General features: G+C 74.5%; 20 protein-coding genes. 6 read left to right on the forward strand and 14 right to left on the reverse strand.

Annotation, left to right across the window (positions count from 1 at the left end; translation table 11 throughout):
• Positions 1-3: 3 nt before the first annotated feature.
• The 3 genes from ACLQ14_RS05755 to ACLQ14_RS05765 all read right to left on the reverse strand — a co-directional run bounded on the left by ACLQ14_RS05755 (position 4) and on the right by ACLQ14_RS05765 (position 1,547).
• A complete protein-coding gene (locus tag ACLQ14_RS05755) occupies positions 4-432 on the reverse strand; it encodes a hypothetical protein (protein ID WP_425810816.1) in 429 nt (142 codons plus the stop codon).
• Positions 429-1,031, reverse strand: coding sequence for a hypothetical protein (locus ACLQ14_RS05760; protein WP_425810818.1), 603 nt, complete (start codon positions 1,029-1,031; stop codon positions 429-431). Before ACLQ14_RS05760 ends, ACLQ14_RS05755 begins: the two co-directional genes overlap by 4 nt.
• Positions 1,032-1,106: 75 nt before the next feature.
• Positions 1,107-1,547 carry a type II 3-dehydroquinate dehydratase gene (locus tag ACLQ14_RS05765; protein ID WP_425810820.1) on the reverse strand — a complete coding sequence of 147 codons (441 nt, stop codon included), beginning with the start codon at positions 1,545-1,547 and terminating at the stop codon, positions 1,107-1,109.
• A 33-nt stretch (positions 1,548-1,580) separates the two neighbouring features.
• Here ACLQ14_RS05765 and ACLQ14_RS05770 point away from each other — a divergent pair, with 33 nt between their 5' ends.
• Genes ACLQ14_RS05770 through ACLQ14_RS05780 form a run of 3 tightly spaced genes read left to right on the forward strand, consistent with a single transcriptional unit; the run spans position 1,581 to position 4,866 of the window.
• Entirely contained in the window at positions 1,581-3,056 is a 1,476-nt protein-coding gene (locus tag ACLQ14_RS05770; protein ID WP_425810822.1) for an MFS transporter, read from the forward strand.
• Positions 3,053-4,087 carry an alpha/beta fold hydrolase gene (locus ACLQ14_RS05775; protein WP_425810824.1) on the forward strand — a complete coding sequence of 345 codons (1,035 nt, stop codon included), beginning with the start codon at positions 3,053-3,055 and terminating at the stop codon, positions 4,085-4,087. Before ACLQ14_RS05770 ends, ACLQ14_RS05775 begins: the two co-directional genes overlap by 4 nt.
• Positions 4,084-4,866, forward strand: a complete 783-nt coding sequence (locus ACLQ14_RS05780) for a glycerophosphodiester phosphodiesterase (RefSeq protein WP_425810826.1) — start codon at positions 4,084-4,086, stop codon at positions 4,864-4,866. The genes ACLQ14_RS05775 and ACLQ14_RS05780 overlap by 4 nt, the downstream gene beginning before the upstream one ends.
• 55 nt (positions 4,867-4,921) lie before the next feature.
• On the opposite strand, the gene aroB is transcribed toward ACLQ14_RS05780, so the two are convergent.
• From aroB to aroC, 3 genes are read right to left on the reverse strand one after another with little or no spacing between them, the layout of a single operon-like run.
• On the reverse strand, positions 4,922-6,052 hold the full coding sequence (aroB, locus tag ACLQ14_RS05785) for a 3-dehydroquinate synthase (RefSeq protein ID WP_425811639.1): 1,131 nt from the start codon (positions 6,050-6,052) through the stop codon (positions 4,922-4,924).
• A 41-nt stretch (positions 6,053-6,093) separates the two neighbouring features.
• On the reverse strand, positions 6,094-6,648 hold the full coding sequence (locus tag ACLQ14_RS05790; RefSeq protein WP_425810828.1) for a shikimate kinase: 555 nt from the start codon (positions 6,646-6,648) through the stop codon (positions 6,094-6,096).
• 8 nt (positions 6,649-6,656) lie between these two features.
• Entirely contained in the window at positions 6,657-7,874 is a 1,218-nt protein-coding gene (aroC, locus tag ACLQ14_RS05795) for a chorismate synthase (protein ID WP_425810831.1), read from the reverse strand.
• A 603-nt stretch (positions 7,875-8,477) separates the two neighbouring features.
• Between aroC and ACLQ14_RS05800 the strand changes: the two genes are divergently transcribed.
• Positions 8,478-8,690: a hypothetical protein gene (locus tag ACLQ14_RS05800; RefSeq protein WP_425810833.1), complete on the forward strand. Its 213-nt coding sequence runs from the start codon at positions 8,478-8,480 to the stop codon at positions 8,688-8,690.
• Positions 8,691-8,711: 21 nt separating this feature from the next.
• Here ACLQ14_RS05800 and ACLQ14_RS05805 read toward each other — a convergent pair whose 3' ends face one another.
• The 8 genes from ACLQ14_RS05805 to ACLQ14_RS05840 form a co-directional block, all read right to left on the reverse strand.
• The gene (locus ACLQ14_RS05805) at positions 8,712-9,581 is read right to left on the reverse strand and encodes a shikimate dehydrogenase (protein WP_425810835.1); all 870 of its coding nucleotides are present in this window, start codon (positions 9,579-9,581) and stop codon (positions 8,712-8,714) included.
• Positions 9,578-10,738: an endolytic transglycosylase MltG gene (gene mltG, locus ACLQ14_RS05810; protein WP_425810837.1), complete on the reverse strand. Its 1,161-nt coding sequence runs from the start codon at positions 10,736-10,738 to the stop codon at positions 9,578-9,580. Before mltG ends, ACLQ14_RS05805 begins: the two co-directional genes overlap by 4 nt.
• Positions 10,739-10,802: 64 nt before the next feature.
• Positions 10,803-11,270: a Holliday junction resolvase RuvX gene (gene ruvX, locus ACLQ14_RS05815; RefSeq protein ID WP_425810839.1), complete on the reverse strand. Its 468-nt coding sequence runs from the start codon at positions 11,268-11,270 to the stop codon at positions 10,803-10,805.
• Complete coding sequence (alaS, locus tag ACLQ14_RS05820; protein ID WP_425810841.1) at positions 11,267-13,957, reverse strand: alanine--tRNA ligase; 2,691 nt, start codon at positions 13,955-13,957, stop codon at positions 11,267-11,269. The genes ruvX and alaS overlap by 4 nt, the downstream gene beginning before the upstream one ends.
• Positions 13,958-14,035: 78 nt before the next feature.
• Positions 14,036-14,398, reverse strand: coding sequence for a hypothetical protein (locus ACLQ14_RS05825; protein WP_425810843.1), 363 nt, complete (start codon positions 14,396-14,398; stop codon positions 14,036-14,038).
• On the reverse strand, positions 14,395-14,766 hold the full coding sequence (locus ACLQ14_RS05830; RefSeq protein ID WP_425810845.1) for a DUF948 domain-containing protein: 372 nt from the start codon (positions 14,764-14,766) through the stop codon (positions 14,395-14,397). Before ACLQ14_RS05830 ends, ACLQ14_RS05825 begins: the two co-directional genes overlap by 4 nt.
• A gap of 198 nt (positions 14,767-14,964) precedes the next feature.
• Positions 14,965-15,591, reverse strand: a complete 627-nt coding sequence (gene rpsD, locus ACLQ14_RS05835; RefSeq protein WP_425810847.1) for a 30S ribosomal protein S4 — start codon at positions 15,589-15,591, stop codon at positions 14,965-14,967.
• A 230-nt stretch (positions 15,592-15,821) separates the two neighbouring features.
• Positions 15,822-17,225 carry a replication-associated recombination protein A gene (locus ACLQ14_RS05840; RefSeq protein ID WP_425810849.1) on the reverse strand — a complete coding sequence of 468 codons (1,404 nt, stop codon included), beginning with the start codon at positions 17,223-17,225 and terminating at the stop codon, positions 15,822-15,824.
• Positions 17,226-17,319: 94 nt separating this feature from the next.
• On the opposite strand from ACLQ14_RS05840, the gene ACLQ14_RS05845 reads away from it, so the two are divergent.
• Together ACLQ14_RS05845 and ACLQ14_RS05850 are read left to right on the forward strand one after the other, a co-directional pair.
• Positions 17,320-19,584, forward strand: coding sequence for an MMPL family transporter (locus ACLQ14_RS05845; protein ID WP_425810851.1), 2,265 nt, complete (start codon positions 17,320-17,322; stop codon positions 19,582-19,584).
• Positions 19,585-19,626: 42 nt separating this feature from the next.
• Positions 19,627-20,133, forward strand: a complete 507-nt coding sequence (locus ACLQ14_RS05850) for an oxidoreductase (protein WP_425810853.1) — start codon at positions 19,627-19,629, stop codon at positions 20,131-20,133.
• The last annotated feature ends 46 nt before the right edge of the window (positions 20,134-20,179 follow it).

Raw genomic sequence — 20,179 nt, forward strand, 5'->3', positions numbered from 1 at the left:
AGACTACCTGACGAGCCCGTTCAACCACAGGCCGAGCAGGCCGGCGGCCGCGGCCCACACGAGCGAGGCCAGGGATCCGATGACGAACCGCTCGGACACACCGGGGTTGTCGCGGATCTCCGGGTAGCGCCCCAGGCCCTTGACGGCGACGACCACGGCGACCCCAGGTGCGAACCCGGTGAGGAGACAGCCGGTCACCGCGAGGCGTTCGAGGATGCCGATCCACGTCCCGCCCCGCAGCACGGCGGCGGCGTCAGGAGCGTCGGGCTGCGGGGCGTTCGACGGCTGGGCGTCTGCCCGCGCGGCCTCGCCGGCGGACGTCCGGCCGGCGGCCCGCAGCACGGCCGGGACGACGACGAGGCCACCGAGCACGCTGACGGCCAGCATCGCGACGGAGATCCCGACGACCGCGAGCACCTCTCCCACGCTCACGACGCGTCAGCCTCCTCGAGCAGCCGTGCCGCGAGCGGGCGCGCCGCGGCTTCCTCGGGCCACATGCTAGCCCGCACGCGCTGGCTCACGGCCTGCCCCGACACGCCCAGCCGCTCGGCCGCCGCCCGCTGCGACAGCCCGTCGCGCAGGAGGTCGACGACCTCCCAGCCCGCGGCGGTGCGGCGCTCCGCGACCGAGGCGAGGAGCTGCAGCACGGACTCGGCCTCGGCGGCCCGGTCGGCCTGCGGTCCGCGGTCCGCGCCGACGACGGCGACCGGCGCGCCGCCCGCGCGGCGCTTGGCCCGCTCGACCGCCTCGCGCGCCCGGACGAACGCCGCGCCGGTCCCGGCCCGCGTGCTCGCCGGCAGCGGCTCGTCGACGGGGCCCACGCCGACGCCCACGCTCCACTCCCCCAGCCGCGCGGCGAGGAGGACGACGTCGACGACGGTGGCGGCGTCGTCGAGCACCCCCTGGACCTCGTCGCCGACCGTCCGGTCGAACGCGAGGACGACGCCGTCGTCCCCGGGCCCCGGCAGGGCCCCGAGCAGCTCGGGCACGCGGTCGCCGTGGCGCCGGCTGGCCCGCTGGTCGATCGTCATGACCCACATATCACAAGGTTAAGGTCTTGATAGTGAGGAATCAAGGTTGTGATCTTGATACTGAGCGATCCAGTCTCAGGCCTTGGCGGCCACTGCCTGGAGCGCCAGGCGGTAGGAGTCGAACCCGAAGCCCGCGACCGTCCCCGTCGCCACCGGCCCGATCACCGACGTGTGGCGGAACTCCTCGCGCGCCATCGGGTTCGAGATGTGCACCTCGACCAGCACCAGGCCCGCCTTGGTCACCTGTGCCGCCGCGTCCCGCAGCGAGTAGGAGTAGTGGGTGAACGCCGCGGGGTTCAGCACCACGTGCGCGTCCGTGTCCACCGCCTCGTACAGCCAGTGCACGAGCTCGGCCTCGTCGTCCGTCTGCCGCACCTCGGCCTCCAGGCCCAGCTCGCCGGACCACCGGCCCACGGCGTCCCCCAGGTCGGCGAGGCTCAGCGCCCCGTAGACGTCCGGCTCCCGGACCCCCAGGCGACCGAGGTTCGGACCGTTCAGCACCAGCACGCGCGTCATGCCCCCGAGGGTAGCGGCCCGTAGCATGCGCACGTGCCCGCACGCAGCGCCGCCCGGACCCCACGCCGCTCGCCCGACCAGGTGAACGGCGCGCCCGCGCCGCGCACCCTCCGGCGTCAGGTCACCGCCTGGTCCCTGTGGGACTGGGGCGGTGCCGCCTTCAACGCGGTCGTCACCACGTTCGTCTTCACCCCCTGGCTCACGAGCGACACGTTCGTCGAGCAGGGAGCCGACGCCGACGCCGTGACCGCCCAGCACTCCGCCTGGCTCGGGTGGGGCCTCGCCGGCGCCGGCGTCCTCATCGCCGTGCTCGCGCCCGCGCTCGGGGCGCTCGCCGACCGGTCCGGCCGCCGCAAGCTGTGGCTCGGCGCCAACTCCGCCGTCGTCCTCGTGACGATGCTGGCGCTCTGGTTCGTCGAGCCCGTGCCCGGGCACCTGTCGCGCGCCGTGGTGCTCGGCGTCGTGCTCCTGTCGGTCGGCAACGTGTTCTACGAGCTCGCAGGCGTGGCGTACAACGCGCTGCTCCTCCAGATCTCGACTCCCCGCACCATCGGGCGGATCAGCGGCATCGGCTGGGGCGCCGGGTACGTGGGCGGGATCGTCCTCCTGCTGATCCTCTACGTCGGGTTCATCAACCCCGACGTCGGATGGTTCGGCGTCACCGACGCGCACGGGCTCGACTTCCGTGTCTCCATGGTGCTCGCGGCCCTGTGGTTCGGGCTCTTCGCGATCCCGGTGCTCGTCGTCGTGCCGGAACGCCGGACGTCGCCGTTCACCGGCGACGTCGCCGAACCCGCCGCCGCGGACGCGGCCGTGACCGGTCGGACGGCCCGCGGGACGCGCGGTCTCGCCGCCGTGGCGAGCGCCTACCGCCAGCTCTTCCGCGACCTCGCCCGGCTCTGGCGCACGAGCCGCTCGACGCTCGGGTTCCTCGTGGCCAGCGCCGTCTTCCGGGACGGGCTCGCCGGCGTCTTCACCTTCGGCGCCGTCATCGCGTCCGGCACGTTCGGGTTCACCTCGAGCGAGGTCATCGTCTTCGCGATCGCCGCCAACGTGGTCGCGGGCGCGTGCACCATCAGCGCCGGCTGGCTCGACGACCGCATCGGGCCGCGGCGGGTGGTCGTCGGCTCGCTCGTCGGGCTCGTCGTGGCCGGGACCGCCGTCTTCTTCCTCCACGACGCGGGTCGGACGGCCTTCTGGGTCTTCGGCCTGCTGCTCTCGGCGTTCGTGGGGCCGGCGCAGTCCGCGAGCCGCGCGCTGCTCGGCCGGCTCGCGGAGCCCGGCCGGGAGACCGAGCTCTTCGGGCTCTACACCACCACCGGACGGGCGGCGAGCTTCCTCGCGCCGTTCGCGTTCTCGACCCTCGTGTCCGTCACGGGCCACCAGTACTGGGGCATCGTCGGGATCGTCGCGGTGCTGGCCCTCGGGCTCGTCCTGCTCCTGCTCGTCCGCTTCCCGAGCGGGCGCGGGATCGGCGGCGCGCGCGACACCCCGGAGACCGCCGCATGAGCGACGCGCCCGCGTGGACGCCCGACGACGAGCTCGGCGACGCGTTCTCGGTCGCCACGCTGCCCGCGCCCGGGACCTCCGGCGGACCCCGCAACCACGGGGGCGCCGTCCCACCGCGCGTGACGCTCGTGCGTGCCGCGGCCGGGCGCCTCGGCGGCGACGACGGCACCCGGCCGCGCGCCGTCGTCCTGCACGTCCACGGGTACAACGACTACTTCTTCCAGGCGCACCTCGCGGCCGCGCTGACCGGCGCCGGGTACGCGTTCGTCGCCGTGGACCTGCGCCGCGCCGGCCGGTCGTGGCGCCCCGGGGAGGTCCCGCACTACGTCGACGACCTCCACGAGCACGCCGCCGACCTCACGCTCGCCGCGGCGGCGGCCCGCGCGCTGCACCCCGGCCTCCCGCTCGTCGTCCACGCGCACTCCACGGGCGGCCTCACCGCGGCGCTGTGGGCGCACGCGGCCCGCCGTGGCCCGGACGGTCCCGACCTCCTCGTGCTCGACAGCCCGTTCCTCGACCTGCGGTCCAGCTGGTTCAACCGGACGGTCGGGACGCGGCTGCTCGACGCCGTCGGGCCGTACGCGGCCCTGCGCCCCATGACGAACGCACCGTCCGTCTACGCGACGCACCAGCACGTGTCGGGCGGTGGGCGGTGGGAGTTCGACACGGCGCTCAAGCGACCCGAGGGGCTCCCCGTCCGCGCCGGCTGGCTCCGCGCGGTCCGGCGCGGCCAGGCGCGCGTCGAGCGCGGGCTCGACGTCGCGGCGCCCGTGCTCGTCGCCCGGTCCGCCCGGTCCGGGCCCGACCGCGAGGGCAACCCGGACCTCGACCGCGAGGACACCGTGCTCGACGTGCGGTCGATCGCCCGGCTCGCGCCGCGCCTCGGTCACGACGTGACGGAGCTCGTCGTCGACGGTGGGGTGCACGACCTCACGCTCTCGGCCGACGGCCCGCGGGCCGCCTACCTCGACGGCGTGCTGTCGTGGGCCGGTGAGCGCCTGGCCGCGCCCCGGCCGGGGACCGCCCGGTGACCGCGACGCCCTACCTCGACGCGCCCTTCGTCGCGCTCGCCCACCGAGGCTTCTCGCTCCACGGGCTCGAGAACTCGCTGCGCGCGTTCGAGGCCGCTCGGGACCTCGGCTACCGCTACGTCGAGACCGACGCGCACGGCACGTCCGACGGCGTCGCGGTCGCCCTGCACGACGCGACCCTCGACCGCACCACCGACGCCACGGGGGTCGTCGCGGCGCTGCCGTGGGCCGTCGTCGCGCGGGCCCGGATCGGCGGCGTGGAGCCGGTCCCCCGGCTCGACGACCTCCTGGGTTCGTGGCCCGACCTCCGCGTCAACATCGACGTCAAGGGCGATTCGGCCGTCCGACCCGTCGCCGAGGCGATCGAGCGGACGAGCGCCCACGACCGCGTGTGCGTCACGTCCTTCTCCGTCGCCCGACGGCGCGCGACGGTCGCACGGCTGAGCCGGCCCGTCGCGACGTCCGCCGGGCAGGGCGAGGTGCTGCGGTTCCTCCTGGGCGTGCGCGGGCGCTCGCGCGGAGCGGTCATGAGGGCGCTGCGCGAGGTCGACTGCCTCCAGGTGCCGGTCACGCAGGGGCCGGTCCGTGTGGTCTCCGCGCGGAACCTGGCCGCCGCCCACCGCGTAGGACGGCAGGTCCACGTGTGGACGATCGACGATCCCGCCGAGATGCGCCGGCTGCTCGACCTCGGCGTCGACGGGATCGTCACCAACCGCGCCGACCTGCTCCGCGACGTGCTCGCCGAGCGCGGTATCCCCCTCGCCCCTGACGGGAGGTAGGCCTCCCGGAGGGGTACCTCGCGATGCCTGGTGGGGGCGAGACGAGGTCGACGCGTCAGAGGGAGATGGTGCGCGACGACGGCGCGTCCGCCGAGATCTCGGCGTACGCGGCATGCAGCAGCGCGGGGTCGGGGCCCTCGAGCCGCGTGGGGCGGGCGACGTCGTCGAGCACGACGAACCGCAGCAGGTCGCCGCGCGTCTTCTTGTCGCGGCGCATCGCGGTCAGGAGCTGGTCCCAGCGGTCCCCGCGGTACGTGGTGGGGAGCCCGAGCGACGACAGGATCGAGCGGTGCCGGTCGACCACGTCGTCGTCGAGCTTGCCCGCGAGCCGCGACAGCTCGGCCGCGAACACCATGCCCACGGACACGGCCGCCCCGTGGCGCCAGCCGTACCGCTCGGCAAGCTCGACCGCGTGCCCGAGGGTGTGGCCGTAGTTGAGGATCTCGCGCAGGCCGGCCTCCTTGAGGTCCTCCCCCACGACGGCGGCCTTCACGGCCACGGACCGCTGCACGAGCTCGGCGACGACGGCCCGCAGCTCCGCGGACGGCTCGCCGCCGGCCGCCTGCCACGAGCCCCAGTCCCGCAGCTCGCCGGCGTGCGCCTCGACGAGCTCGAGGATCCGGGGGTCGGCGATGAACCCGGTCTTGACGACCTCCGCCAGCCCCGCGACGAACTCGAACCGCGGCAACGACTCGAGGGTCGCGAGGTCCGCGAGCACGCCGGCGGGCGGGTAGAAGGCGCCCACCAGGTTCTTGCCCTCGGCGGTGTTGATGCCGGTCTTCCCGCCGACGGCAGCGTCGACCATGGCGAGCAGCGTCGTCGGGACGTGGACCACGCGGATGCCGCGCAGCCAGGTCGCGGCCACGAAGCCCGCGAGGTCCGTCGTCGCTCCCCCGCCGACGCCGACCACCGCATCGGACCGCGTGAAGTCCGCCTGGCCGAGCACCCCCCAGAGGAACGCGGCGACCTGCGCGGACTTGGCCTCCTCGGCGTCGGGCACCTCGGCGAGGAACGCCTCGTAGCCGCTCGCCGCGAGGTCCTCGCGCACGACCTCCGCCGACGCCGCCAGCGACGGCTGGTGCACGACGAGCACCCGGCGGACGCCCTCACCCAGGAGCCGCGGCAGCTCGCCGAGCAGGTGCCGGCCGATCAGCACGTCGTACGGCGCGTCACCCCGCACGGTCACGGCCACGGGCGCGCTGCCCGTCTCGTCCACGAGCGACTCGCTCACACGTCCTCCTCGGTCCGGGGCGACACGTGCGCCCGCTCGATGTGCCTGACGATCTCCTCGACGACGTGCCCCGGCCCGGCGGCGTCCGTCCTCACGCGCACGGTGGCCACCTCCTCGTAGACGGGCCGCCGCGCGGTCATCAGCTCGTCCCAGCGTGCCACGGCGTCTCCCGCGAGCAGCGGGCGGCTCCGGTCGCCGCGCAGCCGTCGCGCCGCGTGGAGGCGGCTCACGTCGAGGAACACGACGACGCCGCCCTCGGCCGCGTACGCGGCGAGACGTTCGCGCGTGGCCGGGTCGAGCACTGCGCCTCCACCGAGCGAGAGCACGCCCGGGTGGGACTCCAACGCCGCGGCGACGGCGTCGCGCTCGAGCGCCCGGAAGGCGGACTCCCCCTGGTCGGCGAAGATCGCGGCGACGGTCACCCCGCTGGCCGCCTCGACGTCGGCGTCGGTGTCGCGGCCGTCGACGCCGAGACGCCGGGAGAGGTGCCGCATCACGGTCGACTTGCCGCTCGCGGGCGGTCCGACGAGGACCGCGACGGGCCGAACCATGGCGGGCCTCAGCGCAGCAGCTCGGGGACGGCCGCGAGGTACGCGTCGACGTTGCGGCGCACCTCGGCGACGGAGTCCCCGCCGAACTTCTCGAGTGCGGCCTGCGCGAGGACGAGCGCGACCTCGGCCTCCGCCACGACCGCGGCGGGCGGCACCGCGCACACGTCGGAGCGCTGGTGCTGCGCGGTGGCGGCCTCGCCCGTCACGACGTCGACGGTCGCCAGGGCGCGCGGCACGGTCGAGATCGGCTTCATGGCGCCGCGCACGCGCAGCACCTCGCCGTTGCTCATCCCGCCCTCGACGCCGCCCGCCCGGTTGGACGCCCGTCGGATCCGGCCGTCCTCGCCACGGACGATCTCGTCGTGGGCCTGCGAGCCGCGCCGGTGCGCCGTCCGGAACCCGTCGCCGACCTCCACGCCCTTGAACGCCTGGATGCCCATGACGGCGGCCGCGAGCCGGGCATCGAGGCGCCGGTCGGACGAGACGTACGACCCGAGCCCCGACGGCACGCCGTAGGCCAGCACCTCGACGACGCCGCCGAGGGTGTCGCCGTCCTTCTTGGCCTCGTCGATCTCCGCGACCATCGCCTCCGACGACGCGGGGTCGAAGCAGCGCACCGGGTCCCCGTCGAGCGCGGCGACGTCGTCGGGTGTCGGCAGCGTCGCCCCGTCGGGCACGTCGACCGACCCGATCGCGACGACGTGCGAGACGAGCCGGACCCCGAGCGCCTGCTCGAGGAACGCGGCGGCGGCGCGGCCGAGGACCACGCGGGTCGCGGTCTCGCGCGCGGACGCCCGCTCGAGCACGGGCCGCGCGTCGTCGAACGCGTACTTGCGCATGCCGATGAGGTCCGCGTGCCCGGGCCGGGGCCGCGTCAGCGGGCGGTTGCGTGCGATCTCGCGCTCGTCGCCCGTGCCGGCGTCCACGAGCAGGGCCTCGGGCGGCACCGGGTCCGCCGCCATCACGTCGACCCACTTGGGCCACTCGGTGTTGCCGATCTGGATCGCGAGGGGGCCGCCCTGCGTGAGCCCGTGCCGCAGCCCGCCGAGCACGGTGAGCTCGTCCTGCTCGAACTTCTGCCGCGAGCCGCGCCCGTAGCCGAGGCGCCGCCGCGCGAGGGCCGAGCGCAGGTCGTCGCTGACGAGCTCGACGCCGGCCGGCAGGCCCTCGATGATCCCGACGAGCGCCGGGCCGTGCGACTCACCTGCGGTCAACCAACGGAGCATGCGCCGATTCTTCCACGCGCCCGCACGGTGGACGGCCGCCGTCCGCTGCGCGGACCTCCTGTGGACGGGCCCGGCGCGCGTCCCGCGTCGTCGTTACAGTGCCGCCGTGCCGACGACGCAGCCCGCCCCCGGAGGAGACCTCACCGACACCCCGCTCACCGGGGTGGCGGTGGTGCGCTCGCCGGGGCGCACCGTGGCGGCGCTGCGGCGCGAGATCGCCCCGGTGCGCGTCGGGTCGACGGTGGTGAGCCTCGTCGCACTGGCGCTGGTCGGTCTTGCCGTGGTCGCCGCCGCGTCGGCGCGGCACGACGCGGCTGTGGGCGATGCGGCCGGCCTGGTCCTCGCGGCCGTGCCCGCGCTCGTGGTGCTCTCCCTCGTCGCGGGCCCGCTCACCGTGATCGACGCGCGGACCCACCGGCTCCCCGACGTGCTCACGGTCCCCGGGATCCTGCTGAGCGCTGTCGCCCTGGGCGTCGCGGCGCTGGTGCTCGGCGACGGGTCAGCCGTGGTCCGGACCATGGTCGGAGCCGCCGTCACGGCCGGGTTCTACGCGCTGCTCGCGCGCCTCGCGGGCTGGGGCGCGGCGACGTCAAGCTTGCGTGGTTGGTCGGGCTCCCCCTTGCCTGGGTCGGCTGGGGGACGCTCGCGACGGGAGTCCTGCTCGCGTTCCTGCTGGGCGGACTGTGGTCGGTCGGGCTGCTCGCGACGCGCCGCGCGCACCGCAAGACGGCCGTCGCGTTCGGCCCGTTCATGCTCGCCGGTGCGCTGCTGGCGATCGTCCTCGCGACGCTCGCCGCGCCGGCCGTCGGCGTCTGACCCGAGCTCTGCCCGGACCGCTCAGCGGGTCGCGAGGGCCGCGCGGAGGGCCGCGTCCATCGCGTCGAGCGGGGCCCGGCGGCCCGTCATCAGCCGGACCTGCTCGGCCGCCTGGTGAAGCAGCATGCGCTCGCCGTCGACGGTGTCCCCGCCGGCCCGGCGCCATGCGGCGGCCAGGGCGGTCGGCCGGGGGTCGTACGCGACGTCGAGCAGCAGGCCCTCGACCGGGCCTGCGAGCCCGGCAGCGAGCCCGTCGGCGGCGTGCGGCGGCAGCGTGGACACGATGACGTCGTGGCCCGGCAGCGTCTGTGCGGCGTCGTCGAGGACGACGAACCGCGGGCGCACCTCGAGCCGCTCGGCCACCTTCGCCAGGTCCGACGTGCGCGCGAGCGAGCGCGCGTAGACGACCGGCTCGGCGCAGCCGAGCTCGCGCAGGGCCGCCAGGGTCGAGGCGGCGGTGGCCCCGGCCCCCAGGACCGCGGCCGACTGCGCCGCCGATCGGACGGACGAGGTGTCAGGCCCCCCGCGCTCGTCCGACTGCCCGTCGAGCCCCTCCCGCAGCGCTGCGACCAGCCCGTGGACGTCGGTGTTGGAGCCGTGCCGGCCCGCGTCGTCGAGCACCACGGTGTTCACCGCCCAGACGCCGAGCGCCAGGGGCGTCACGTCGTCGAGCAGCTCGATGACCGCCTGCTTGAGCGGCATCGTGAGGCTCAGTCCCGCCCACGTGTCGTCGAGCGCGTCGAGGAACGCCGGCAGCGCCTCCTCGGTGACGTCGACGGCCGTGTACGACCAGTCGTCCAGGCCGAGCGCCGCGTAGGCGGCGCGGTGGAGCACCGGGGACAGCGAGTGCGAGATCGGGTGGCCGAGGACGGCCGCGCGGCCGCTGCTCACTTGGACGGGTGAGCCTTCTGCCACGCAGCAAGCTCCTTCTCGTTGGTCTGCTGCTCCTGGTAGGTCACCGCGAACTTGGTCTTGCCGGTGTCCAGGTTCACCGCCACCCAGAAGAGCCAGTCACCCGTCGCGGGGTTCATGACGGCCTTGACCGCGCTCTCCCCCGGCGACGCGATGGGCCCTGGCGGCAGACCGGTCAGCACCCGTGTGTTGTAGGGGTTCTTCGTGCTCTGCAGGTCCGCCTTGGTCAGGTCGGTACCGGACTTGTGAGCGCCGTACGCGGTAGCGGCATCGATGCCCAGCGTCATACCGCGTTCGAGACGGTTCTCGATGACGCGCGCCATCTTGGGCTGGTCGGCCGGGACCTTCGCCTCGCGCTCGATCATCGACGCCTTGATCAGGACCTCTTCCTGGTCCGCGGACGGCACCTTGAGCTTCTTCAGCTCGGCCTTGGTCTGCGCGACCATCTGGTTGAGGACCTCGGTCGCGGTGACGTCCGGGTCGAACGAGTACGTCGCCGGGTACAGCCAGCCCTCGTAGTTGCCCTTCGCGACGGCGGGCAGGCCGGTGCCCTTGGTGTTCTTCTTGGCCTGCTCGAACTGCGCCGCCGAGATGCCTGTGACGCTGCTGGCCCGCGTGATGGCCTGGTCCGCCGTGTAGCCCTCGGGCACCGTCACCTGGAACTCGACGCGGCCCTGGTTGGACGCGAGCAGCGCGACCGCGTCGGCTGCCTTCATCTGCTTGCGGACCGTGTAGACGCCCGGCTGGATCCCCGCGGCGTTGACGTTGGCGCTGTACGCGTTGGTGAACGCCTTGACACTCTTGACCACCCCGGCCTCGACCAGCGACTCGCCGATCGCCGTCCCGGAGTCGCCCGGGTTCACGGTCACCTCGACGGACCCGGTCCCGGGCCCGGAGTAGTCCTCGGCCTTCGGGTGCAGGCCACCGAACGACAGGCCCGGAAGCACGTGCTCGTAGACGTACCAGCCCGCCCCGCCGACGACGACGAGCGCCAGGAACAGGACGACGAGGCGGCGGCGACGACGCCGACGACGAGCTGCGGCGGACGCCTTCTCACGGCGCCGCTGAGCGGTGCGGGAGGGAACGGGCGCGGGGCCGGTCGTCGTCGGCGGAGGTGCCGAGAACAGGTCCGTCATGCCGTCCAACCTCTTTCTCGTCGTCGTCTGCTGGTGCTCCCCCTGCGAGTGCTTCTTCGGCGGCTCATGCGGTGACGAGCTCGCCGGCCCGTTCCCCGGCGCGACGCTCGGCGTCGAGGGCGGTCTGGAGGATGATAACCGCCGCCACCTGGTCGACCACGGACCTCTGCTTGCGACCGGGTCGGCCAGCCTCCTGCATGGAACGGTGGGCGCTCACGGACGACATGCGCTCGTCCACGAGGTGGACGGGTACGGGGTCGATCGCTCGCGCGACCGTTCCAGCGTACGCGCGGGCGGCCTGTGCGGAAGCACCCTCGGCCCCGGAGAGGTGTCGCGGCAGCCCCACGTACACGACACGTGCACCCCGCTCGACCACCTCGTCCACGATGCGCCGCACGTCGCTCGCGCCCCCCGCGTCGCGGCGCAGCGTCTCCACCGGGGTGGCGACGAGGCCGTCCGGGTCGCTCGCGGCGAGCCCGACCCGGACGGTCCCCACGTCGATCGCGAGGCGCGGCCCCCGTTCCAGCGTCACGAGGCCTGCGCGGCCACGGCGTCGCGGACGGCGTCGAGCGCCGCGGGCACGGCCGCGGCGTCCTGCCCGCCGCCCTGCGCGACGTCGTCCTTGCCGCCTCCGCCCCCGCCGAGGACGCCGGACGCCGCCTTCACGAGCGCTCCGGCGCGCACGCCGGACTGGCGGGCCGACGCGTTGGTGGCGGCCACGACGAGCGGGCGGCCCTTCGCGACGCCCGCCACGGCCACGACGGCCGGGTCGGACTCTCCGAGGCGCGAGCGGACGTCGAGGGCCAGGGCGCGCAGGTCGTCCGCCGAGGCGACCTCGCCGGCGTCGTGGGTCACGACGCGCACGGCGCCGACCTGGCCGGCGGCCGCCGCGAGCGTGCCCGCCTGGGCCAGCAGCTGCCCCTGACGAACGCCGGCGAGCTCCTTCTCGGCGTCGCGCAGGCGTGTGACCAGCGAGGACACTCGGTCGACCAGCTCGTCCGGGCGCGCCCCGAGCAGCTGCGTGACCTGCCCGACGAGCGCGTGCTCCTTGGCCTGGAAGCCGTAGGCGCCGTCGCCGACGAGCGCCTCGACGCGCCGCACGCCCGAGCCCACGGAGGACTCGCCGAGCAGCGTCACACGGCCGATCTCGCCGGACTGCTTCACGTGCGTCCCGGCGCAGAGCTCGCGCGACCAGTCGCCGCCGATCGAGACGACGCGCACGCGGTCGCCGTACTTCTCGCCGAACAGGGCCATCGCGCCGAGCGACTTGGCCTCGGCGATGGGCATCACCTGGTCGGTGACCTCCAGGTTGTCGACGAGCAGGGTGTTGACCCGCTCCTCGATCTCGCCGAGGGCGCTCTGCGGGACGGCGGACGACGACCGGAAGTCGAAGCGCACCCGGCTCGGCGAGTTCTCCGAGCCGGCCTGCGTGCGGTCCGGGCCGACGGTCTCGTGCAGCGCCTTGTGGATCATGTGCGTGGCGCTGTGCGCCTTGCTGATCGCCTTGCGGCGCGCCAGGTCGATGCGGCCGGTCCCGCGGTCCCCCAGCGCCGCGGTGCCCTCGACGAGGCGCCCGCGGTGCACGGACAGGCCCTTGACCGGGCGCTGGACGTCGTCGACCTCGATCGAGGCGCCGCCGTCGAGCACGATGGTGCCGTGGTCGGCGAGCTGGCCGCCGGCCTCGGCGTAGAAGGGCGTGCGGTCGAGGACGACCTCGACGTCCGCGGGCGCGGTCGCGGCCGGAGCGGGGACGCCGTCGACGAGGAGACCGACGATCCCGACCTCGGCCGTCGTGTCGGTGTAGCCGAGGAACTCGACCGGCTTGTCCAGGTCCTTGTCGATCGCCTCGTAGGCAGCGAGGTCGGCGCCGCCCCGGCGCTTGGCGAGGGCGTCCTCGCGCGCCCGGGTGCGCTGCTCGGACATGAGGCGGCGGAACGCGTTCTCGTCGACCTGGACGCCCTGCTCGGACGCCATCTCGAGCGTGAGGTCGATCGGGAAGCCGTAGGTGTCGTGGAGCGCGAACGCCTGGTCGCCGCCGAGCACCGGCACCTGACCGGCCGGGGCCGCGTCCTTGAGCTTGCGCACGGCGGTGTCGAGGATCGTCGTCCCGGACACGAGCGTGCGACGGAAGGCGTCCTCCTCCGCGTACGCGACCTCGGAGAACCGCGCGAACTCTGTGGCGAGCTCCGGGTACGACGGCGACATCGCGTCGCGGCTGACGGGCAGCAGCGACGGCAGGGACGGGTCGTCGACGCCGAGCAGGCGCATCGCGCGCACCGAGCGGCGCAGCAGGCGCCGCAGCACGTAGCCGCGGCCCTCGTTGGACGGCCGGACGCCGTCGCCGATGATCATGAGGGCGGACCGGACGTGGTCGGCGACGACGCGCATGCGCACGTCGTCGTCGTGCGCCGCGCCGTACGTCTTGCCCGAGAGCTCGGCGGCCGCGGCGATCACGGGAAAGACCTCGTCGATCTCGTAGAGGTTGTCCTTGCCCTGCAGGAGGTAGGCGACGCGCTCGAGCCCCATGCCCGTGTCGATGTTCTTGCGCTGGAGCTCCCCGAGGATCCGGAACTCCTCCTTCGACTTCACGTCGGCGATCGCGTACTGCATGAACACGAGGTTCCAGATCTCGAGGTAGCGGTCCTCGTCGACGACGGGGCCGCCCTCGCGCCCGAACTCCGGACCGCGGTCGATGTAGATCTCGGAGCACGGCCCGGCGGGACCGGGCTGGCCCGTTGACCAGTAGTTGTCCTTCTTGCCGCGCGCCTGGATGCGCTCGTCGGGCAGCCCGGCGATCCGCTTCCACAGCTGACGGGCCTCGTGGTCCTCGTGGTAGACGGTGACCCAGACGGTCTCCGGGTCGAACCCGTACTTGCCCTCGTCGCGCGAGCCCGTGATCAGGTCCCACGCGTAGGTGATGGCGCCTTCCTTGAAGTAGTCGCCGAACGAGAAGTTGCCGTTCATCTGGAAGAACGTGCCGTGGCGGGTCGTCTTGCCGACCTCCTCGATGTCGAGGGTGCGCACGCACTTCTGGACGCTCGTCGCCCGGTCCCAGGGCGGCGTCTGCTCGGCCGTCATGTAGGGGATGAACGGCACCATGCCCGCGATCGTGAACAGAGTCGACGGGTCCGGGGAGATCAGGGAGGCCGACGGCACGACGGTGTGGCCGTTGGCCTCGAAGTAGTCGAGCCAGCGCTTGCGGATCTCGGCGGTACGCATGGTGTCCTTCGTCGGTCGGGACGGCCCGCGGGGCGGGCCGGTCGTGCAGCGGGTGGTGGGGCGCGCGAGGGGCTCGCGTCAGAAGAACGCGTAGCCCACGTCGGGATCTTCCTCGTCGCGCGGGACGGCGCCCGGCTCCGCGTGACGAGCCTCGCCGGGACGGCGGCCCTCGGCGCGCGCTCGGCGCACGTCGTCGGGGGCGGGCTGCCCCTCGGACAGCAGTGCGGCCTCGAGCTCGGCCTCGCGCGCGTCGCGCGCGGTCCGGAACTCCTCGCCGAACGTGCGCACGAACGTGACCGCCCGTCCCCCGGCGGCGTTGGCGCGGTCGGTCGCCTGGTCCACGAGCGAGGCCGGCGCGTAGCGGGCGACCACCTTCCGGCCCTGGCGGACGACGACGACGGTCACCGCGACGCCGACGCCGATCCAGAACAGGCGCCTCACGCGGCACCGCCCGTGCCTCGGCCCGACGCGCGGGCGAAGGCCTTGCGCACGCCGTAGCTGAACGCGGCGACCTTGACGAGCGGGCGCCCGACCGTCGCGGCGTACAGGCCCGTGAGCGCGGAGACGTTCTCGCTGACCTGCGCCGCGGACGTCGTGATGACGTCGACCTTGGCGAGCTGCCCGTTGGTCGAGGCGACCGTGGTGGCGGCCTCGTCGAGGATGGGCACCGAGTGCTCGGTGATCTGGCGCACGGAGTCGCGCGTCTCGTCGAGCACGCGCCCGAGCTTGAGCAGGGGGACCGCGAGGAACCCGACCAGCAGGACGAACGCGATCGCCGCGATCAGTCCGGCCACGTCACCGACGCTCATGTGCTCCCTCATCTCTGTGTCCGGTACGGCCCGGTCCGGGCCGCCACGCCACCTTACCGAGGCGGGCGGCGAGGTGCGCCGCCCGCGGGGCGAGTCGCCGTGGGTCGGGCGGGCCGGCGGGGAACCGGGTCCGGGCACACGGACGCCCCGCTCGCTCCTGAGCGGGCAAGCGGGGCGTCCGACGTGCGGCGGGCTGGGTCAGCGCGCGTAGTACTCGACGACGAGCTGGACCTCGCAGGTCACGGGGACCTCGGCGCGCTTGGGGCGGCGCGTCAGCTGCGCGGTGAGCTTCTCGAGCTGCACCTCCAGGTAGCCCGGGACGGCGGGGAGCACGTCGCGGTGCGCGCCGGCGGCGGCGACCTGGAACGGCGTGGTCGCCTGGCTCTTCGGCTTGACCTGGAGGGTCTGGCCGGGCTTCACGCGGAACGACGGGCGGTCGACGATCTTGCCGTCCACGAGGATGTGGCGGTGCACGACGGCCTGGCGCGCCTGGAGGATGGTGCGGGCGAAGCCGGAGCGCAGCACGAGCGCGTCGAGACGGGTCTCGAGGTTCTCGACGAGCGCCTCACCGGTCAGGCCCTTGTCCTTGCGGGCCTCCTCGTACGCACGAGCGATCTGCTTCTCGCGGAGCGCGTACTGCGCGCGCAGACGCTGCTTCTCGCGCAGACGGACCGCATAGTCGGACTCGGTGCGGCGGCGGGCGCGGCCGTGCTCGCCGGGCGGGTAGGGGCGCTTCTCGAAGTGCTTGACGGCCTTCGGGGTCAGGGCGATGCCGAGCGCACGGCTCAGACGCACCTGACGGCGCGAGCGGGTCACAGAGGACACGGTGGTTCCTTCTCTTCCTGTCGTGTTCTGACGTCGCACCGGGCGGTCGTGGAGACCGGCGGTGCTGGACCAGCCGATGAGCCTCGCTCTGTCGAGAGCGAGCGGGCTGCGAGGGCCGAGGTCCCAGGGGTCGCCCGAGCGGGCAACCCGTCAAGGTTACCAGAGCGGCCGGCTCCCCCGGGCCGCCCGAGCCCGCCGCGCGGAGCCCGGCCGACCCCGCGGGAGGCGGCTCAGCCGGCGCCCTGGCCGGCGTCGTCGCCTGCGAGGATCCGGCGGATCCGGCTGAGCCTCTCGCCGACCGAGCGCTCGTAGCCGCGGTCGTTCGGCTCGTAGTACCGGCGGCCCACGAGCTCGTCGGGCAGGTACTGCTGGGCGGCGACGGCGTGGGGGGCGTCGTGCGCGTACCGGTACCCGTCGCCGTGGCCGAGGCGCTCGGCCCCGGCGTAGTGCGCGTCGCGCAGGTGCGCCGGCACGGTGCCCACGCGCCCGGCCCGGATGTCGGCGAGGGCCGCGTCGACGCCGAGGTACGCGGCGTTCGACTTGGGCGCGGTCGCGAGGTGCACGACGGCCTCGGCGAGCACGATCCGCCCCTCGGGCATCCCGATGAACGCGACCGCCTGCGCGGCCGCGACCGCCGTCTGGAGGGCCGACGGGTCGGCCATACCCACGTCCTCCGCGGCAGAGATGACGAGGCGCCGGGCGATGAAGCGCGGGTCCTCCCCCGCCGCGACCATGCGCGCGAGGTAGTGCAGCGCGGCGTCGACGTCGGACCCGCGGATCGACTTGATGAACGCGGAGACCACGTCGTAGTGCTGGTCGCCGTCGCGGTCGTAGCGGACCGCCGCCACATCGACGGCGCGCTCGATCGTCTCGAGGTCGATCGTCGGGGCGCCGGCCCCCGGGCCCGTCCCCGACAGGGCGGCGCCCGCCGCCGCCTCGAGGACGGTCAGCGCCTTGCGCGCGTCCCCGCCTGCGAGGCGGAGCAGATGGTCCTCCGCGTCCTCCTCGAGCACGACCGACCCCGCCAGGCCGCGCTCGTCGTCGAGCGCCCGCCGCACGAGCACCTGCACGTCCTCGCCCGTGAGCGGCTCGAGGGTGAGCAGGAGCGAGCGGGACAGCAGCGGCGCGTTGACGGAGAAGCTCGGGTTCTCGGTCGTCGCGGCGACCAGGGTCACCCAGCGGTTCTCGACGCTCGGCAGCAGCGCGTCCTGCTGGGTCTTGGAGAACCGGTGGACCTCGTCCACGAAGAGGACGGTCTCCTGCGCCCCGGACACCAGCCGCCGCCGCGCGTCGTCGATCACGGCGCGCAGGTCCTTGACCCCGGCCGTCACCGCCGACAGCTCCACGAAACGGCGGCCCGAGGTCCGCGCGACCAGGTACGCGAGCGTCGTCTTGCCCGTGCCGGGCGGTCCCCACAGGATGACCGACGTCGGCGCCGCCCGGCCGGCGTCGCCCGCGCCGTCGTCGACCAGCCGGCGCAGCGGCGAGCCTGGGCGCAGGACGTGCGCCTGGCCGACGACCTCGTCGAGCGTGCGGGGGCGCATCCTGACCGCCAGCGGCGCCGACGCCGGGACCTCGGGCAGGCCCGTGGGCCCGGTCGAGGCGGCGTCGAACAGGTCCCCGAGCGCGTCCATGGGAACGAGCGTACGCAGCGCAGCCCACAGGCCCGAGCGCGCCGGCGCCGCACAGGGCGTGACGCGCCCTCGCGCGGGATGGAATGCTGACCCCGTGTTCGCCAGCCTCGGTCGCGCCGTGTCGCGGCACCCGCTCCGTGCCGTCGCCGCCTGGGTCGTCGTCGCCGCGCTGTCGTACCTCGTCGCGGTCGCGGGGCTCGGCTCCGACGGGGGCCTGTTCGACCGCGTCACCTCGGGCGAGCCCCAGGTGAGCGGGTCCGAGAGCGCGACCGGCCTGGCGCTCATCGACTCCTCCAGCGAGCAGGCCGTGAGCATCACGGCGATCGTCGACGACGCCCCGCCCACCACCAAGGGCCTCGCCACCGCGCTCGGGCCGCTGCACGACGACCTCGCCGGGACCGACGGCGTCGACACCGTGATCGACCCCTTCGTCCTGCCCGACGGCCCGACGTCCGACGCCGCGAAGCCGCTGATCGGCAAGGACGGCCAGGGCTTCATCGTCGTCGTCGACCTCAAGGCGTCGTTGAACGACACCCGGACGAGTGCCGCCGAGGACGCCGTGGTCGCGCGCCTGCGCGAGCTGCCCGCGGACCTGGCGAGCGTCGCGCCCGACGCGACCGTGCGGGTCTCCAGCGACGACCTCGTCGTGCACGCCATCACCGACCAGCTCGAGGCCGACCTCCGGACCGGCGAGGCGATCGCGCTGCCCGTGGCGCTCGTGATCATGGTCCTGGTCTTCGGCGGGCTCCTCGCCGCGAGCATGCCCATCGTCGGCGCGCTGGCGTCGATCGGCTGCGGGTTCGGCGTGCTCTACCTGCTCACCTACGTCCTCGACGTCGACGCCACCGTCATCAACGTGGTGACCGTCCTGGGCATCGGGCTCTCCATCGACTACGGGCTCCTCGTCGTGTCCCGGTACCGCGAGGAGCTCACCCGCCCCCAGGCCCCCGACGACGGCTCCGGGGGCACCGCGACCCGCAGGCGGCGGCGCGGCGGGCGCGGCGGCACCGCCCACGAGGCCGTCGTCGCGACCGTCGCCACGGCCGGGCGCACCGTCACGTTCTCGGCCCTCACCGTCGCCATCTCCATCGCGACGCTCGCGATCTTCCAGCCGCAGCTCATGCGCGCGATCGGCCTCGCCGGCGTCGCGATCATCCTGCTCGCGCTCGCCACGGCCCTCACGCTCGTCCCCGCGCTGCTGCGCATGTCCGGCACCAGGCTCGCCCGGCCCGGCGTCGTCGGCCGCGTTCCCGGCCTGCGGGCCGTGCTCGCACGCACGTCCGACGTCTCCTCCGACGAGGGCGTCTTCTCCCGGCTCGCCGCGCGCGTGCAGCGCCACCCATGGCTCGTGGTCGTCGGGTGCGTGGCCGTGCTCGGCGTGCTCGCCGCGCCCGCGGCCGGGCTGCAGCTGCGGAACTCCGGCATCGAGCTCCTGCCCACCGACAGCGAGTCCCGCCAGTTCGTGGCCGAGCTCTCCGACGAGTACCCCGCGTCCCGCAGCCCCGAGGTCCGCGTCGTCGTCCAGGGCACCGAGACGCAGGGCAAGGAGCTCGCCGGACGCATCGCCACCCTCGACGGCGTCCAGTCCGTCGACCCGCCCGCCCAGGGCGACGGCATCCAGGTGATCGGCGTCCGCACGACCGACCACGACCCCGGCAGCGCCGCCGTCGTCGACGTCGTCCACGGGATCCGCGACCTGCGCGACGACGGCGTCGCCACCACCTTCTACGTGACGGGCCAGGCGGCGGGCCAGGTCGACTTCACCGCCGCGCTCGCCGACCGGCTGTGGTGGGCCGTCGGGATCATCGCCCTCGCCACGTTCGTGCTGCTCGCCCTCATGACGGGCTCGCTGGTGCTGCCGGTCAAGGCGCTGCTCACGAACGCGCTGTCGATCTTCGCGTCCCTCGGCGTCCTCGTCTGGGTGTTCCAGGACGGCCACCTGTCCGGCCTGCTCGGCTTCACGAGCACCGGGGGCATCGAGGTCTACGTGGTCGCGCTCGTCCTCGCGTTCGCGTTCGGGCTCGCGATGGACTACGAGGTCTTCCTGCTGTCCAGGATCAAGGAGCTGCACGACGCCGGGGTCGCGCCGCGCGAGTCCGTCCGGCTCGGCCTCCAGCGCTCCGGACGGATCATCACGAGCGCCGCGGCCATCATCATCGTCGTGTTCGCGGGCTTCGCGGCCGGACGCCTGCTCGTCACCAAGGAGATCGGCTTCGCGCTCGCCGTCGCCGTCTTCATCGACGCGACGCTCGTCCGCATGCTGCTGGTCCCCGCGACGATGACGCTGCTCGGCCGCGCGAACTGGTGGGGTCCGCGCTGGCTCAAGCGGCTCGCGTCCGCAAGCGCCGTCCGGCCCTGATCCGCCCGTCCCGGGCGGCGCCGCGCGCGTAGCGTGGGCAGCATGAACGAGCCGCGACGCAGCGCCACCGCCGACGACGCCGGACCGGGCCCGGCCGGCCGGCCGACGGTCTTCGAGGCGTGCGGCGGCACGCCGGCGATGCTGGCGCTGGCGAAGGCGTGGCACGCGCGGTGCCTCGCGGACCCGGAGGCCGCGCACCCGTTCACGCACCGCCCCCTCCACCCGCAGCACGCCGAGCGCCTCGCCGCGTACTGGGGCGAGTCGCTCGGGGGCCCGCCCGCGTACACCCGGGAGCTCGGGACGGAGGCGGACTTCGTGCGCATGCACTCGGGCAACGGCCCGCACGACTCGCTCGACGCCGCCGCAGCGGCCTGCTTCGCCCTGGCGCTCGACGATGCGGCGATCCCCGACGACCCGGCGCTGCGCGACACGCTCGCGCGGTGGTTCGTGTGGTCGAACCGGCTGGTGAACCACGGCTGGCCGACGCCCGCCGACGTGCCCGACGACCTCCGCCTCCCCCGGTGGGGCTGGGACGGCCCGGTCACGTGAAGGCCGCGGGCCCGCGGTCTCGGGTGGAGACCACGGGCCCGCGGGG

The organism is Luteimicrobium sp. DT211, from assembly GCF_049844995.1.
Lineage (GTDB): Bacteria > Actinomycetota > Actinomycetes > Actinomycetales > Cellulomonadaceae > Luteimicrobium.